This window comes from Mycoplasma sp. 3398 (genome assembly GCF_053851555.1).
The window spans coordinates 1-18,058 of the sequence record NZ_JBSQAW010000005.1 but is presented as its reverse complement, the minus strand read 5'-3'; the positions used below and the strand labels follow the sequence as shown (position 1 = coordinate 18,058).

The following is an 18,058-nucleotide window of genomic DNA, read 5'->3' as shown; positions in this document are numbered from 1 at the left end:
TTGCTATCAAAGAAAATTAAAAAATCTTACATAGTATCCTCATATTGCATGTTATCATCTTGCTTACCAATATGGATCGCTTTATTTATCTCTGCATTCACATTGACGAAAATAGTATTACTTGTATTCATATGTATTACACTAATATTAATAATTGTTTCAGCAATTGTATTTGGTATTGCTAGAATAAAAGTTGCTACTCAAACCAAAAAAAGAAGAATAGCTGAAAAAAGAGCGTAATTAGTTGAAGAAAAAAAGCCAGTAATAAACTGGTTTTTTATTTTAATTTAAGAAAATCTTAATTATTTATCATCGTTGTTAGAAACACTTTTTATAATGTCGATACATGAGCCAAAGTGATATGGAACTGCAATTTCTTTAATGTTTTTTCAATCGCTTCCAAAGATGTTTCTTAAATAATTTTGATATTCATTTATAACATGAAGTTTTAGCCCATCTTTTTCAAAAATGCGAATGTTATAGTTAGTATTTGTTAATCATTTTGTTAGAAAAAAATGATTAATTATTGGTGATGTTATAACAAAACCTTCATACATATCATCGTTTAGATCATTTACTAAATCCTTATAGTTTATCGATTTTTTTAAAGCCTTTAGGAATTTAGAAATAATAATTTTGTTTTTAATTTTAGGAATATTTGAATAATTCATAGTAGCATAATATTGTATAAAGCTTTTACTTTTATTAGAAAATTTATACATCTTTTTTATTTTTTTAATCGTTGTGGGAATGATTAAATTAATATCAACAAAAGGGCAATCATTGTATATATTTTCACTATCTTCAACAAATTTATTTTGTAACGAATAATAGTCAGAGTGTTTGACCGAATCAATTACCTTGTGTGGATATAATTGTCTTAGTTTTTCATATGATTCAAAAGTCATCATTACTTCATAATGATCAGTTTCATTTCAATATTCCAGGTTATTAACCACTGCTAAAAGACTATTAAAATCAAGACTATATCAGAGCTCATGCTTACTACAAATATTAATAAATTCTTTCAAGATGTCAAGTTTATGGTTAAAAATTTTAGTCATATTTTAAAATTATAATTTAAATTTATTTTTACCTTAATTTATTTAATTTGCTAATTCTCTACTAAATATTGCTTAAGCTGCCTGTGTTAACTTGGTTTTGTTGTTAGCAAAATATATGTAAAAAGTGGTAAAATTTTGTTATCTTATTTAATTAATTAAATATGAATATTTTTATTTGTACATTACTATATTCAGAATGAAAGGCAAATATGTCAGAAAAATTTAAAAAACAAATAACCACTGAACAAAAAGCTAAGAGAAAAAAGGTCATTTGAGGAACTTTTTGAGCAACCGCCATTTCAGCTGTTTTAGCAGCTGGTATTTCTATTCCACTTGTTCAAGCTTCGAAGGCCCTACCTGCTCCAACTCCGATATTGGATGAAAAAAGCTCAATTATTAAAATCATTCAACCAGATGGTTCTATTAAAACTTTAACATATGGCGAGCTAGACAAAAATCCTACTCTAACAAATAAAAACAAAAATATTTTTGATTCTATTGAAAAAAACATTGCCAAATATCTTTATGAGAAAGAGTATGAGGCTTCTTTATGATATCAAGCAGTTTATAATGCCGACAAAGCAAAAACAGATGAAAAATCTTTTGCCCTAGATTCGATTGATAAAATTAAAGAAAAAGTGCAAAAAGAAATTGATGATTTAAAAAGACAGTATCAAAAGCAATATGGCCTTGAACAAAAATGAGAAGAAAAATTCTTAGAAGAGATTTCGAAGCCATCATGAGGATCATCAAAAAATGAGAAACAAGCTTTGGAATACCGAGTTAATTTAGAAATCAACAAAAATGCTTATCGTAGATATAAAACCGAAGTTAATACTGATTGAACATATAATGAATTAAAAAATGGTATCCTAGCCAATAAAGATGTTTTTTATGAATACAATGGCAAAAAAGTTGAAATAGCTAAAAAAGGCCAAAAAATATTTTTGCCTTTTGCTCATGAAAACAAAAATTATGTATTACCAGCAGAGGATTCAATTGAGTCACAAACAAATTCACAAGCTTCAATTAAAATTCCGATGTTTGTTACAACATCATTTGTTAAGGAATTTAGAAATCCTGAAAGATTTATCAAGCCATGAATCGACAGAAAACAAGCCATTTTATCAGAATTTTCATTATCTGCTCATCAAGATACAACTGGTGCTGAAAAACCATGGATTGTAACAAAGGCTGAAATAATTAATCTTCTTAAGTTTTCAGCATATCCGGAAAATGATACTCACAATAAATTAAAACTTGCAATTGATGCATTAAATGATTTTAGAGGATTTAGCACATTAATAAAAAACGATAACATTACTTCAGATGATGAAAGACATGCAAAAAATGACCAGACATTAATTGAATATTTATCAGCCGATAAGGCAAATGCTTCAAAATTTGGATCAAAGGGTTTTGTTAATTTAAAACAAGCAATTTCTTCAAGTGAACCATCTTCATACTTTGGACTACTATCAATTTTACTAGGTGACGCACAAACTGATAAAGGTATTTATAAATATACTGAAAAGAATAATTTGTTTAAGGATTTAAAGAAAAAACTAATTGAGGTTTTAAAATCGCTTAGTGGTTATAATAATCTTGAAACAGATTTTAAGAAAAAACTTGAGAGTGCATTGAATGCAGATCCTACTTTAAAAGAAAAAAATGCTGATTACGTTGAGGAATATGCTAAATATAATAACGAAGTTGAGAAAATAATTAATAACCTTGAAGATAAAGAATTTAACAAATTATTTGGTAATGCATTTAAAGATGTATTTGTGAATGGTAATAAGGACAATAAAATTAACGCTATTTACAAGGTCGGGGAAAATTTTGTTTCAGTATCTCCAAAAGGGATATTAATTCAAAATTTACACAAGTTTGATACAGTGGAAGCTGTTCAAAAATTAATTGTTAAAGATTTAGCAATTAAATCAAAAGCAAATTACAAAAATACATTTACTAGTGAATTATTCAATTTAAATACTATTTTTGCCGATATATTGGATACTACATATCAAATTAACGATCTTCTTTCACAAGATACATTCAAAGAATATTTAAAACAACAAAAATTTACTCCTATTGATTCGGATAAAGAAAAAAACTTTGATGATGCAGATATTAAAGGAGCTTTAAACTATATTTCAACACTAGAACAAACAAATAAGGCAACTATTGTAAATAAAAAATATGGTCAAATAAAAGATTTTATTAAGAAACAAATTAATGATAATCTTGTAGCTGACTTCGAATATGATACAAATACAAATAAATTTATAATTAAACCACATGATAATAAAGATATTATTTCTTATTTATTTGACATCATAGTTAAATATGTTTTAGAATAGAAAAATTTTTATAAGGAAAGGAAAAAAATGAAAAAACTTTCAAAAGTATTGCTTAGTTTATCACCTCTAATATTTTCTGGTGTTCCATTACTAGTATCATGTGCAAATAATAAATCACAAAATAATGCTGAAACCCCGGGTTATCAATCAGGTTTTTTAAAACAGCAAACATCAAAGAATCAAATGATTTTATCAGTTGTTGATACATATCTTGAAAAATTTTATGTTAATGATTTAAAAAATATTAATCAAAAAGACAAAATTGCTTCTGCGATTGAAAATAAAAATAATCAGCTTCATAAAGATTTATATGACTTATTTAAATATTATGCTTCTGTTTCACTAAATACTGATGCTCAAAAGTTTTGAAATTTAAAACATGATTTTATTCGATTAAATATTGATACTAGCACCTATAATCCAGCCCCCGAAAATATTCCTAGCGAAGATGAATTTATATTTTTAATGAAGAATTCTAAGTTCTTGCAGGAAAATCTTAGATTAGAGTTAGAAAAAATGCTAGTTTCTAAAATTTATCTATTAAAATCAAGAGATGAGTTTAAAAAACTATCCGTTAATCAAAATGGCCTAGATAAATATCAAGTAAGTCTCGAAGAGGAAATAAAGAAAGATTCAACTACATTGTTAAAAAAAGATATTTATGATGCCCTTGATTTTTCAAGTAATAATCTTTATTTAATTAAGTATCTTCTTGAAAACCCACTTATCCAAAGATGATCATTTACTGATACAAAAGATATGAATTTAAGAATTGGTAAGGCAAATATTTCAACTTTTAACGATTTTAACAATCTAGCATCATATAATCCTAAAAAAACTCAACAGTATGATTACAATCCGGTTGCCAAATATCCCGAATATATTTTAAAAACTGGTGCTTCAGAAGGATTTGAACTTAAAACATTAAGAGCATTTAACGGAATTGTTGCTAATTCAGAAACAACAGGCGATTTATCAAACTCATTTTACACAGCCAAAAAGTTTACTTCACCTGTTTTTGGTTTTGTAGATCCAAAAACTAAAAAAGTATTAGACCAGGACTATTTTAAATTAGCAAAAATTCTTGCTCAAGAAAAGAAGTTACCAAAAATTAAGGCCACAGCATCACTTAAATCTAAACAAGATAAGGAAGAAAATTTAAAAGTATTTAATGCTAAGGATATTGAATTTGAAGGCCTTACAAGACAAAATGATAATGAAAAAGTATTTACTAAAGAAATAACTTTAGAAAACAAAAAATATACCCTTATGTTTGAATTAAAAGACTCGATAACTTTTAGTGGTCAAATTCTAAGAGCACCAATGAGATTAAGTATTAAGGAACTTGGATCGAGACATTATTATGATTTTAGTGCTGAATTAGAATATAAGGATAAGAAATTTATAGACCAAACTAATGCAAATGATTATAACCTAGATAAGTATCCAACATTTATTGATGTTATTAATGATAAAAAAATTGATGCTTCATATGTAATTAAATTAGCACCATTATATTTATCTAAAAAAGTAAAAAATCTAAAAAATGAAATTGTTGATAAGAAAATTTTTACTTTTGAAAATACCCCATGAAATGATGCAACGCAACAAAGTATTATTGCTAACTATATTGTTGTCTCAAAAGGAAACACTTTGTTTAGAGAGGCTAATAAATATATAATAGACAATCTAGGATTTAAGTTAACAGAGCTAAACCCAATTGTTTTAGAATTATTTAAAGTGGAAGGATTAATTTAAAAAAAGAAAATTATGGAAAAAGATACATTCCAGAGAATTATTGATAGAGAAATACCCGCAACAATTATTTATGAGGACGCTGATGTTATTGCTTTTCTAGATATTGATCCAGTAGAAAAAGGCCATTTCTTGGTTGTACCAAAAGAGTTTTCACAAAACTTATATGATATCGAAGAAGAAGACTTGGTTAAATTGGTCAAAAAAGCTAGAAAATTAGCTTTATTACAAACAGATAAGCTTAATGCTTCTGGTTTCAAATTAGTTATAAATAATAATGAAGCTGCTGGACAAGCAATTTTTAGAACACATATTCACATCATTCCTTATTACGATTAGGATATTATTTTGAAAGATTATATAAATTTATGGAAAGAAAATATTCAGAACAAGAACAAATAAGAAGAAACAAAATTTCAATCTTAGCGCAAAAAAATATTAGAGCATTTAATTCAACTATTAGACCAACAATTTCATCGCAAGAAATAATGAAATTGTATGAAAGCAAAACAAGAGAAGCAATTGATGCTGAAAATAAATTTGTTGTTTTCAATGGTAGGGTTGTTGCTCAACGTGGTCCTTTTTTAGTATTACAGGACCGCAATGGTAAAATGCAAATTTATATTGATAAAAAAATATTAGATGAATTTTCTCAAGAAGTTTTAAAACAATTAGATCTAGGTGACATTATTAGTGTTGAGGGATTTATCTCTAAAACCCATACTGAAGCATTAATGATCAAGGCCTCAAAACTTGTTTTATTAACAAAGTCATTAAAACCATTACCTGATAAATACCATGGTTTAGTTGATGCAGAGGAAAGACGTAGACATCGTTATGTTGATACAATAGTTAATGAAGAATCAAAAAATACTTTTATCTTAAGAACCAAAATTATTAAAGGTGTACGTGAATTTTTTGATAATTTAGATTATCTCGAAGTTGACACTCCTGTATTGCAACCAATATTAGGTGGAGCTGCAGCTAGACCTTTTAAAACATTTTATAATGCTTTAAACCGTGAATTCTATTTAAGAATAGCCACAGAATTGCCATTAAAAAAATGTATTGTTGGTGGTCTGGAAAGAGTTTATGAAATTGGACGTATTTTCCGTAACGAAGGAGTTGATAGTACACACAATCCTGAATTTACCTCAATTGAATTTTATGAAGCATATTCAGATATGTGGGGAATGATGGAAAGAACGGAAGGCGTATTTAAACACTTAACCACAAAGTTAAATATTAAAAATGTTAAATTTAACGGCTATGAAATAGAATTTAAATACCCTTTTGCAAAGATTAATATGGTTGATGCCGTTTCACAAAAAATAGGAATTAATGTCCGTAATTTAAGTGATGCTCAGGCCCTTGAATTAGCTAAACAACATGGAATCAAGACGCAAAAATATTATAAGTTAGGTCACGTTATTAATGAACTATTTGAGAAATATATCGAAGAAACATTAATACAACCTACATTTGTTTATGGCCATCCCATTGAGATTAGCCCCTTAGCATTTAAAGAATTAGATGATGACCGTTTTACACAAAGAGCAGAATTATTTATTGGAACCAAAGAATTTGCTAATATGTTTACTGAGCTTTCAGATCCTATCGATCAGCTAGAAAGATTTGAGTCCCAACTTGAGGAAAGAGAAAACGGTAATGAAGAAGCAAACGAAATTGATTGAGATTTTGTTAACGCTTTAGAATATGGTCTTCCGCCAACAGGTGGCTGCGGAATTGGGATCGACCGTTTGGTAATGCTTCTAACTCAAAATGATTCAATTAGAGATATTCTCTTATTTCCACAATTAAAAGAAATAAAATAATTTTAAATAAAATATGTTCCATAATAAAGGACATATTTTATTTATTTAAAAATGTGTTAATATAATATAACTAAAATAAACTTATGGGAAATAAAACGTTTACTCAAACAATCAAAGAAGAAATTATAAATAGACCATTAAAAAAACAAGATAAATTAAACTTGTTAAGTGGTGTTTTTGCTACGTCAAAAATAGAAGAAAATGCTTTTAAATTAATTATTAATAATAAAATAATATTTGAATTTATTAAGCAGCTTTTAGTAGAACAATCAATTCCTTATTTTTTAGAGAGAAAAAATGAATTTGTTATTGAAATTGCAGATTTTTATAACGGAAAATTAAAATATGAACGTGAATATTTTTCTGGCATCTTTTTGGCATCGGGCTCAGTCTCAAATTTTGAGAGTTCTTCAAATCATCTTGAATTGAAGTTTTATAATTTTGATAATGCTTTACAATGTTTGACTATACTAAATAAATATAATCTTGAATTTAAATTATTAAAAAGAGAAAATAAATTTTTAATTTATTTAAAAAAAATTGAACATATTTGTGATTTTTTAAAAGCCATTGAAGCGGTTAATTCATATTATCAACTTGAAGAATATAAAATTGAACGAGATTATTTTAATAATATAAATCGCATTACAAACTTTGATATATATAATCAACAACGAATTGCTAATGCTAATATCCAGTTTTTAGAAAACTATGATTTTGTACAAAAAAATAACCTAACATTTCTTTTTACTAAGCAGGAATTAGCTTTTTTTAAAATTAAAAAAAATAATCTTGATAGTAGTCTATCTAACCTGGTGGAACTATTGGCTAGTAAAAAAATTTATAAGTCAAGATCATCATTAAATCATTCGTTAATAAAATTAAGAACATTTGTAAAGAAATATAGTTCAAAAAATGTTAAACTAGCCAAAACCTAGAAAAAATAATATATTTTAAAATTAATTTGCATAAGTTTCTTAGCAATTTAAATGCTATTTTTGGGTCTAAAATCGAATGAATTGATAAAAATCCGTCGCTTTTATTAAATTAATAAAATTTAAAAAGTAGTAAAATTTATATTGTGAATTACACAAATCAAAACTCACATTTCACAACTGAACAATAACGATTAGTTTTCTGATCGTTATTGTTTTTTGTTTTTAAGTAAAAAAATGAAAGGATAAATAATGAAAAGAAGTAATAAAATTTTATTCTCATTAAGTGGTTTATCACTTTTTGCAGTCCCTATGTTTTTAGCATCATGTGGTCCTTCACATTCTAGTGCTAGATATGACCAAGTTTATGATGGCAAATTAAAAATTGCTACTGGTTTTTCTGAAAATAATGTTCAAGGTATTGGATTAAAAACTATTGTTAGTGAATTTAACAAATGATTAAAATCTGGTTCAGCTGAAGAACAAGCTAAAAAGACTGAAAATGGTTATTTACCTGTTGAAATCGTTTTTACACCAAATGGTTATTCAACAAATGCCTTAGAAACTAAATTAAGTGCAAAAGAAACAAAAGAATTTTGAAATATAATGATTAACTACCCAACTGCTGCATCTATATTGGCAAAGTTGGACATGAATTTGGCTTTACCAAATGATGTTTATGAAAATTTGAATATTGCCGAAGCATTTAAGCATGTTAATGATGAAATTGGTGGTAATCTAGAATCAAAAGAAAAATGAGTAGTTCCATTTTCAAGATCTTCTGAAATGCAATCAGTTAATAAGGTTCTTTTAGGTAAATTATTAAAAGAATTATTAGAAGAAGCTGGTGTAAAAATGGGCGAAGATGCTTCAACCAAAAAAGTTAAAGAATACATTAATTATTACAAAAACACATCGCAGAGTGATGCTAAATATGTAGACACTGAGTGAGCAAAGAGCAAAGCTACTGATATGCAAGCTGCTAAAAAAAGTATCTTAGAACTAAATTTAACACTTGATGACTCAATTTTTCAAGAATATGATAAGTTAATTAATTTTGCTATTGCTGCCAAAAAATTATATCCAAGTGATTTAAATAAACCTATTTTAGGCATTGACTCATTAGCATCAGCTGTTAATGTTATGAATGTTGCTATCACTAAGGGCAATGCAAGCGCACAATATATTAATCCTTCATCAGGTCATGATCTTACTGGTGGATATGATTATGAATCGTTTAAACAAAATGGCACATTCCAAAATGAATTATTTAAAAAAATAACAAAAACTATTTTTGATGGCATTAAATCCGGGGCAGTTTGAATTGGTGGTGGTGGAGCTTTTGGTTCAAGCTTATTAACTAAACATAATATGGCAATAAGTATTGGTTCAACAGCCGGGTACTCACATACATATATAAGTGGTAAAACACAAACAATAAATTATATTAAGGATCAAAAAAATACAGTTGAAAAATTATATGAACTTAAAAATAAAGGTGCAAAAGATGGCAATGATGTTGTACTAAAATTTAAATCAGGAAGCCATACAAATAATATCTATGCATATAATTTATCTCAAGGTACTACTGTTGGCCAATATGATAAACAATTAGTATCTAAAGAAGTCGGGACAAAATTAGCTGATGAATTTAATAAAAATAAGAATTATCGCTTATTAGCCGGAAGCGTTGAAAACAATAACCTAGTTTTATCAAGTACACTAAAAATTGCACTTAGTCCTGAAGAAATAAAGAAAGTAGTTTCATTAGGTACAACATTTGTTAATGATGGAAGTTCATATGTATTAGTTGATAAGACTTTAATTTCACAATTACTATTGAGCGCTGATAAATTATTGAATTTTGAAGATGCTGACTGAATCAGTACTCCATTGGTTAAAGATGCTTCTAAAGATAAGAAATCAGTATTTATTCAAGGGCCTTCACTTGTTTTGATTCATGCTAATGAAAAAGAAGATAAGGCAACTCAATTATTTGTACAATGATTGTTTAAGGAAAAAATAGCATCAATAAGTTTTACAAATAAAGGTAAAACTACTGAATACAAAGATGTTATGCCAATTGATGCATTTAATTACTTAGGTAGCTATATTTCGCCAACTGCAGATTACATTAATCAAGATGTAAATGAAATTAAAGGTTCAAATAGAGCATCAAAAATTGCATTTGAAAACTTCAAAAAAATCCAAACAAACAGCAAAGAATATCAACCAGCAGAAGACGTTTATTCAACATCTTCTGATAAACTAAGAGAATCAATTGGTGCCGCTGGTAGAGCTATTGTTAACAAGGTTTTAAATAAAAAACCAGTTAAATTTGAAGATTTTATTAATGAAATTCTTAAATTATTTGCATAATATCAAAATAAAAAAATACAAAATTTTTGTGTTTTTTTAACAAAAGGGAAGAAATGAAAAAAATAAAATTATTTTTATTAGCACCAATTTTTACCTTTCCACTATTGTCCGTTTCTTGTCAAAATGAAAAAACAAAAGAATACTATGATAATTTAAAATTAAATGCTACTTTTTTATTTGAACCTAGCAATTATCACAGTGTTGGGAAAACATTAGATAATGTTATTGAAACTGAAATTATTGATGATGTGGAAAAAGGAACAACTAAAAAAATCGCTTTATCATTATGAGAAAACTTTGGGGCTGTTGAGGGGCAAGTAACTCAAGTATTTGATGGTGATACTATCGAAGTTACAATCAAAAAAAATCTGACCTCAAAAACAACCTTTGAGAATGGACAAAAAATTAAGATTAGAATTCCATTAATTGATACTTTAGAGCAAAATACTAAGGATACAACAGAGCGTGAAAGAAAATTATCAAATCTTGATAGTGCTTATGTTGAGGGTATTCTTCAAGGTAAAAATGTAAGACTAGTATCTGATAATTGGTCTAATAATTCATATAGTAGATACGTTGCGTATGTATTCTTTGGCGATTCATTTGAAAAAAACTTTAGTATTGAAATGTTGGCTAATGGTTGGACATTACCAAGAATTGACGCTTTAGATTTTAAAACATTTGTTAATGATTATGAAAAAACTGAAAAGAGCGCAGTATTGTCTTATTTATTACCTTATGCTGCAAGGGCTTTTAATGACGGATATTTCAACAATAAAGGATTTTATGCTAAAGAAGGTGTTAATATTTCTGTCGGCGGTCAAGACCTTAATCTAAAATTTAAATTGCCAGTTGATTTGTCAAAAGAATATCAAGCCCATGGCTCTGATTTGATTAATGATGCATATCAATTTATGTATCCATTTAATATTGAGAAAAAAAATAAACAAAAATTTGTTAATCCACAAAATAATATTTTTGAATTTTTAGGAACTAAACAATCAAAGAAAGAAGTAAAATAAATGAAAAAGGAAAATAAAAAAATAACGCAAAGCCATATTCACGGTTTTTCACAAGAACGTTATCAGGCTAAAAAATTAGTTCCTGCGATCGAAGTCAAGGATTTAGTCATTGACTTTGGTGAATCACTAGCTGTTGATAATGCTTCTTTTGCGATTGAAAAAGGAGAGTTAGTTACATTACTGGGCCCTTCAGGTTCAGGTAAAACTACTACTCTGAATGCCATTTCTGGATTATTGCGTCCTACAAGTGGAAAGTTATTTTTCTCTGGTGTAGATGTTACAAAGTTTTCACCTCAGCAAAGAGAATTGGGGTTAGTGTTCCAAAATTACGCTTTATACCCTCATATGACTGTTTATGATAATATAGCATTTCCACTATTGAATGATAAACACTGAAAAGAAGAAATTATTGAAAAATCAAAATTAGCTCAACAAAAAATATTTGAACTAATATTTAAGTTCTATGGTGTTTCTGAAGAACTTATTTCTGAAACAAGAACAAAACTATACCACACTATTGATAATCCGCGCGAAACAAGAAATTATTTAACTGAGTTAAAAACACAATATAACAATATTATTGATAATGAAGTAAACAACTATAATTTCATTGTTACTAAAAAAACAGCTATCTTATCTAATTTAACTAAAAAAGTTTTAAAAGATATTAAAGATGTTAGGGAAGAAACAAATAAGTTACTTAATGACTTAGAAATTGAACGCGCTGCAAGAATAAGTGAAATTAAAGAACAAATTGAAATTATGATGGTTAGAGATAAGTCAGGGTGTGGTGATTTATTTGAAAAGCAAAAGAGTATTATAGTTGAATTTTCTAACAAAAGAAAAGAAATTAAACAACATCTTAAAGAAAAAATTAAGAATCTTAAAAATGAGTATGTTAAAAGATATAATGAAAGCAGACTTGAATATACTCAAAAGGTCAATGAAGCAAAACAAATTTTGAGAGAAAAAATTGTTGTTCAAAAGATCGATCCTATCGGAATGCAAATTAAGCAAATTAAGGAACGTTTAAAACATACGAAGATTGAGACGGAAACAGTATACAAAGAAGCTATTCGTTCTTTAATTATTCCAATTTTAGAAAGCAATAATATAAAAACGAGAAATTTAAAGAAGTCATTAAATGAATTAATTGCTTTATTGCCAGATGATTTACAAAAAGAAATTAGAATTTTAGGCAAAGATGTTTTAACAATAGAAGAAGCAATTATTAGAGATGTTTTAGATGTTGCTCAAAGAGTTGAAATTACTAAAAATTTGCGTAAGAGACCAACGCAGTTATCAGGTGGGCAACAACAACGTGTTGCTATTGCTAGAGCTATTGTTAAGAAACCAAAGATTCTTCTATTGGATGAACCATTATCAAACCTTGATGCTAAGCTACGTGTTTCTACAAGAAAATGGATACGTTCTATTCAACAAGAACTTGGAATTACAACAGTCTTTGTTACCCACGATCAGGAAGAAGCTATGTCTATTAGTGACAAAATTATTTGCATGTCTACTGCCAAAGTTCAACAAATTGGCGCTCCAATGGAACTTTATTTAACGCCTAAAAATGAATTTGTTGCTAAATTCCTTGGTGTTCCTGAAATGACTATTTTTGAAACACCAATTAAAGATGGATATGTATATTACGAAGGACAAAAATTAATTAAAGCCCCTGAAAATTACAAAAAAGCAACTATTGACTTAGGATTTCGCGGTGAATCGTTGGTTGAAGACGAAAACGGAATTATTACTGGTGATATTAAATTAGTTGAATATCTAGGAAAAGAAATCCAAGCCCAAATTTATATAAAATCAATTGATAAGATTGCTAATGTTTTCCTTTCAGCTAAAACAAAATATGAAATTGGTGAAAACGTTAGATTAAGTATTAAAAGAAAAGAATTGTACCATTTGTTTGATGTTGATACAAAGGAAAGAGTTTAATGAACACTTACTTTTGAAAAAAATATCGTATCAAAAAGACAGGGGAAGCTCTAAGTATATTAAATACTAAAACACCATTTTGAAAACCATTTTTATTGATGTTACCTTCCTTAATTGCCTTGGCGTTTATGATTATTATTCCATTTATTCTTGTTATTATTGTATCATTCCGTGCCCCAACATCATTTAGAGGATTCGGATGATCAATAGCAAATTATTATCAAACAAAAGGAAAAGCAGGGGTTTTTAATGATCCTAAATTTGATGTAGCAGTTGTTAATTCATTGCTATATGCCGTTGTAGCTCTACCAATAGGGCTTTCAATATCAATATTAATAAGTTCTGCTATTACAACGGTAATTAGAAGATATGCACGTAGTTTTTGACAAACTGTTTTCTTCTTACCATACATGACTGGTGCTGTAGCTGTTTCGCTAACATTCTCAGCTATTTTTGGTAAAACAAGTGAAGGTGCTATCTTTCCACTGTTGTATGGTTCAGGTAATAGATGAAATCCCTTTATAGTGATCTTGATCCGTGGGATTTGAGGAGGATTGGCCTTTCAAGTGTTAATTCTAACCACATCAATGTTATCAGTTAATCCTGACTTATATAAATCGTCAGCAATTGATGGCGCAAGTAGTGGGTCTCAATTCTTTAAAATTACCCTACCTTCAATTCAAAAAACAATTTCATTCTTATTTACGATAGGAATTATTAATGGTATTAAGGTCTTTCCGTTGGCCTTATATAATAACGATGCCTCAGCTTCTATTACAGAAAATGGTAGTACGTTATTGCTTTACATTTTTCAAGCAACAAAATCTGGAGAATTCGGAAGAACCGCTGCTGCTTCAGTGTTCTTATTTATACTAGGTACCTTAGTTTCATTTACATTGAAGAAATCAGTATCATCAATTTTTAAACTAAAAACTAAATTGGGAGAAAGAAATGTTATCAACAAGCTTAAAGCTGAGATACAAAAGAGAAAAATCAGCTTTAAAATCTAAACAAGAATTAATGTCCAAGCCTTATTCAACAACAAATGTATGAGGCAAAATATTCTCTTGATCATTTAAAATTGCTATATTAACATTCTTTAGTTTCTTAGTTGTTCTTCCGTTTTACTTTATGATTGAGCAATCGCTTGTTGACCCAAGATTTTATGGCCAACCAGGTTCAAAGATTGCTTGATGACCATTTGATTATGAAAAATTCTTGTCAAATGGTAAAGAGTTTGGCGGCAATTTGGGAACTAGTTTTTACTTTAGTAATTTCCTACAATCACTACAGGAAGGTTATCTACAAGCACTAGTATTCACAGCTGGATTTACAGCTTTATCTGTTGTTGTCAGATTATTCTTTGCAACTACACTTGGTTATGCATTATCTCTTAGAAATTGAAGAGGAAAAAATGCATTTTTCGGAATGCTATTATCATTGTTAGTTATTCCTGAAATTACTTTATTGTCTTTACAATATACGTTAGTTTCTAAAGCCGGTTGAATCGGTACTAAAAATCCATTAATTATTATTTCAATGGTTGTCCCATTTGCTACATCAATTTTTAATGCATATATGTATAAAAACGCTTTTGAAGCTATTCCAAATTCAGTTAAGGAATCATCAATGCTTGACGGGGCAAGTGGAATTAAGTACTTTTTTAATGTAGCTTTACCTATGGTTAAAGCCACAACATGAACAGTTATTATTTTGACCGCTCTTGCTTCATGGAATTCATATACATGACCTGCATTATTGTGAGATGCAGCACCTGGTAAAACTGCTGGTTATTATGCACCAATTAACTTATGATTATTTACAACCGGTAGAGTTGAAGTAGATGGTGGCGAAGCACAAATAATTTTATCGGTAAGAATGGCTGCTACAATTTTAGCTATTTTGCCTATGATGATTGTGTACTTTGTTTTAAGAAAGAGAATTATGGCTGCTATTTCTAGACAAGGAAATGCAACAAAAGGATAAACTATGGATTATAAAAATTACAGTATTATAAATGATCAACAAAAAACAAAAAAAGTTGGAAAAAGAGTTTTGAGTTTTGTAGGAATTTTAACAGTTGTTGTTGCTGGTTTAGTTATACTAGGATTCATAATCTATGGTTTAATTGTTGGTGTAACTAATATATTCACTCAAGACACATTAAGATTATTGAGTTAAAATAGAATATACAAAATCTAATTAAAACAGATCTTTATAATAGGTCTGTTTTAATTTGTCTATTTTTTGCTAAATTTAATATAAAATATTAAATTATGAAATTTTTTAAATTCAAATCAACTGAAATGCGTATTGCAGAGCAAACATTAAAAAAAATTAATCAATTAGAAGAAAGTATTGCCAAATTAAGCGATGAGGAACTGAAAAATAAAACAATTGAATTTCGCGAAAGAATTAGGTTAGGCGAGAGTCAGGATGATATTAGACCTGAAGTTTTTGCTGTTTCACGTGAAGCAACAAAAAGAATTTTAGGCAAAAGACCTTATGATGTGCAAATGATAGGTGGTATTATTCTTGATTTAGGTTCTGTTGCAGAAATGAAAACAGGTGAGGGAAAAACTATTACATCTATCGCCCCCGTTTATTTAAATGCTATTGGCGGCAATAGTGTTATTGTTTCGACAGTTAATGAGTATTTAGCAGAACGTGATGCTGAGGAAATGGGACAAGTTTTTAAATTTCTCGGTTTAAGTGTTGGTATTAATAAAGCACAAATGCATACTAATTTAAAAAGAGAAGCTTATGCATGTGATGTTGTTTATTCGGTTCATTCAGAATTAGGTTTTGACTATCTAAGAGATAATATGGTTATGTCAAAAGAAGAAAAAGTTCAAAGAGGACTTGATTATATTTTATTGGATGAGGTTGATTCTATTCTAATTGATGAAGCTAAAACACCATTGATTATATCCGGTGGTGATCATGAAGAAAGTACAATGTATACTATTGCAGATTTATTTGTAAGAACATTAAACCAAAATGATTACTTTATTGACGAAGAAACAAAATCTGTTTATCTTACTGATGAAGGAATTGAAAAAGCAAATAAATATTTTAATTTAAGGAATCTATATGATCTTGAAAATTCGGAGCTTGTTCATAGAATTCAAAATTCATTAAGAGCTCATAAAGTTATGAAGCTTGACGTTGAATATATTGTTAGAAATGATAAGATCGAACTCGTAGATTCGTTTACTGGTCGTATTATGGAAGGTCGCGCCTATTCTGAAGGTTTGCAGCAAGCAATTCAAGCGAAGGAAAGAGTTGAGATTGAATCAGAAACAAAGACACTTGCTACTATTACATATCAAAATTTCTTTAGATTATTTAAAAAAATTAGCGGTATGACTGGTACTGCCAAAACGGAAGAAAAGGAATTTATTGATATCTATAATATGCGTGTTAATGTTGTTCCAACAAATAAACCAGTTATTAGAAAAGATGAAAAAGATGAAATTTATGTTGATATGCATTCTAAATGAATGGCCGTTGTTAAAGAAGTAAAAAGAGCCTTTCAGCGTAAACAACCTATTTTAATTGGAACAGCACAAGTTGAAGATTCTGAGGTTCTGCATGAATATTTATTGCAAGAAGGCATACCGCATACTGTTTTAAACGCAAAACAGGATGCTAGCGAAGCTGAAATTATTTCAAAGGCTGGCCAAGCAAGTGCTGTAACTATTGCTACTAATATGGCAGGACGTGGAACGGATATTAAGCCAACAAAAGAAGCTATTGAACATGGCGGTTTATACGTTCTAGGAACAGAAAAAGCCGAATCACGTCGTATTGATAATCAACTTAAGGGCCGTTCTGGTCGTCAAGGGGATATAGGTTATACTAAATTCTTTTTATCGTTAGATGACCAATTAATTTTGAGATTTTCTGTTCAAGATAGATGAAAGGAAATATTTAAGGAATATGGTTCAAATCCTATTCCTGGTGAATTAATTCGTTCAGCATTTTTAAAAGCGCAAAAGAAAATTGAAGGTTTTAACTATGATAGTCGTAAAAGTGTTTTAAATTTTGACGACGTTATTAGACAACAACGTGACCTAATATACGAACAACGCGACTTAATTTTGGAACGAGACGATTTGGGTTCAATTATATACAAGATGTTTAATGTGGCTGTTAAGCAAATTGTCAATAATCCTTATTTTGTTAAGAAAAATGACACAATGGATTTTGACAATTTTGCCGAATATCTAAATCGTAATTTTATGCTATTAACTCAGCATCAATTTGAACCAAGTGAAATTATAAAAATGGATCGTGAAGAGTTAAAAAATTATATAACAAATATCTGAAAAAAAGAATATGACCGTTTAAGACAAAACATAATTGAAAAATATGGTTTAACTTCATTAGTAAAATCAGAAAGAAATATTATCCTAAATGTTTTTGATTCAGGATGGCAAGACCATATTAATGTTATGGACAAATTGCGTCGTAGCACTCATTTAGTTCAGTATGCTCAAAAAAATCCATATCAAATTTACACTAAATTAGGTTCAAAAAAATTTAAGGAACTTACTGATAGAATAGCAATGGAATGTAGTATTAACTTATTGAATAACTATGAGGCGTTGCCTTCCTCAAATAGCCAAATTGATTTTCCTTGATTGGCAAATAATATTAATCCAAACAATATTCAAGAAAGCATTAATGCCGCAAATGAATTTATTAACTTTTTACTTGAATCAGAAAGAAAACGGCTAGTTTCTG

At 28.4% G+C, this 18,058-nt stretch carries 13 protein-coding genes; 12 read left to right on the top strand and 1 reads right to left on the bottom strand.

Annotation, left to right across the window (positions count from 1 at the left end; translation table 4 throughout):
- Positions 1-302 precede the first annotated feature (302 nt).
- On the bottom strand, positions 303-1,064 hold the full coding sequence (locus ACWXVK_RS02080) for a hypothetical protein (protein ID WP_456017093.1): 762 nt from the start codon (positions 1,062-1,064) through the stop codon (positions 303-305).
- Positions 1,065-1,273: 209 nt separating this feature from the next.
- Here ACWXVK_RS02080 and ACWXVK_RS02075 point away from each other — a divergent pair, with 209 nt between their 5' ends.
- The 12 genes from ACWXVK_RS02075 to secA all read left to right on the top strand — a co-directional run.
- Positions 1,274-3,427, top strand: coding sequence for a HinT-interacting membrane complex protein P80 (locus tag ACWXVK_RS02075; RefSeq protein WP_456017092.1), 2,154 nt, complete (start codon positions 1,274-1,276; stop codon positions 3,425-3,427).
- A 27-nt stretch (positions 3,428-3,454) separates the two neighbouring features.
- A complete protein-coding gene (locus ACWXVK_RS02070) occupies positions 3,455-5,185 on the top strand; it encodes a HinT-interacting membrane complex lipoprotein P60 (RefSeq protein WP_456017091.1) in 1,731 nt (576 codons plus the stop codon).
- A 12-nt stretch (positions 5,186-5,197) separates the two neighbouring features.
- The gene (hinT, locus tag ACWXVK_RS02065) at positions 5,198-5,521 is read left to right on the top strand and encodes a histidine triad protein HinT (protein WP_438340342.1); all 324 of its coding nucleotides are present in this window, start codon (positions 5,198-5,200) and stop codon (positions 5,519-5,521) included.
- 29 nt (positions 5,522-5,550) lie between these two features.
- Positions 5,551-7,017 (top strand): lysine--tRNA ligase, encoded by a 1,467-nt coding sequence (gene lysS / locus ACWXVK_RS02060; RefSeq protein WP_438340341.1) that lies wholly within the window; start codon positions 5,551-5,553, stop codon positions 7,015-7,017.
- Between the two features lie 83 nt (positions 7,018-7,100).
- On the top strand, positions 7,101-7,955 hold the full coding sequence (whiA, locus tag ACWXVK_RS02055; protein WP_456017089.1) for a DNA-binding protein WhiA: 855 nt from the start codon (positions 7,101-7,103) through the stop codon (positions 7,953-7,955).
- Positions 7,956-8,204: 249 nt separating this feature from the next.
- A complete protein-coding gene (locus ACWXVK_RS02050) occupies positions 8,205-10,331 on the top strand; it encodes a P68 family surface lipoprotein (RefSeq protein WP_456017088.1) in 2,127 nt (708 codons plus the stop codon).
- Positions 10,332-10,384: 53 nt separating this feature from the next.
- Positions 10,385-11,353: a thermonuclease family protein gene (locus ACWXVK_RS02045; RefSeq protein ID WP_455994917.1), complete on the top strand. Its 969-nt coding sequence runs from the start codon at positions 10,385-10,387 to the stop codon at positions 11,351-11,353.
- The gene (locus ACWXVK_RS02040; RefSeq protein WP_455966358.1) at positions 11,354-13,309 is read left to right on the top strand and encodes an ATP-binding cassette domain-containing protein; all 1,956 of its coding nucleotides are present in this window, start codon (positions 11,354-11,356) and stop codon (positions 13,307-13,309) included.
- On the top strand, positions 13,309-14,319 hold the full coding sequence (locus ACWXVK_RS02035) for a carbohydrate ABC transporter permease (RefSeq protein ID WP_438340336.1): 1,011 nt from the start codon (positions 13,309-13,311) through the stop codon (positions 14,317-14,319). The genes ACWXVK_RS02040 and ACWXVK_RS02035 overlap by 1 nt, the downstream gene beginning before the upstream one ends.
- Positions 14,261-15,295, top strand: a complete 1,035-nt coding sequence (locus ACWXVK_RS02030) for a carbohydrate ABC transporter permease (protein WP_455993653.1) — start codon at positions 14,261-14,263, stop codon at positions 15,293-15,295. The genes ACWXVK_RS02035 and ACWXVK_RS02030 overlap by 59 nt, the downstream gene beginning before the upstream one ends.
- A gap of 3 nt (positions 15,296-15,298) precedes the next feature.
- A complete protein-coding gene (locus ACWXVK_RS02025; protein ID WP_438340334.1) occupies positions 15,299-15,490 on the top strand; it encodes a hypothetical protein in 192 nt (63 codons plus the stop codon).
- A gap of 95 nt (positions 15,491-15,585) precedes the next feature.
- Positions 15,586-18,058 (top strand): preprotein translocase subunit SecA (gene secA / locus ACWXVK_RS02020; protein WP_456017087.1); only part of this gene is annotated, 2,473 nt, incomplete at its 3' end.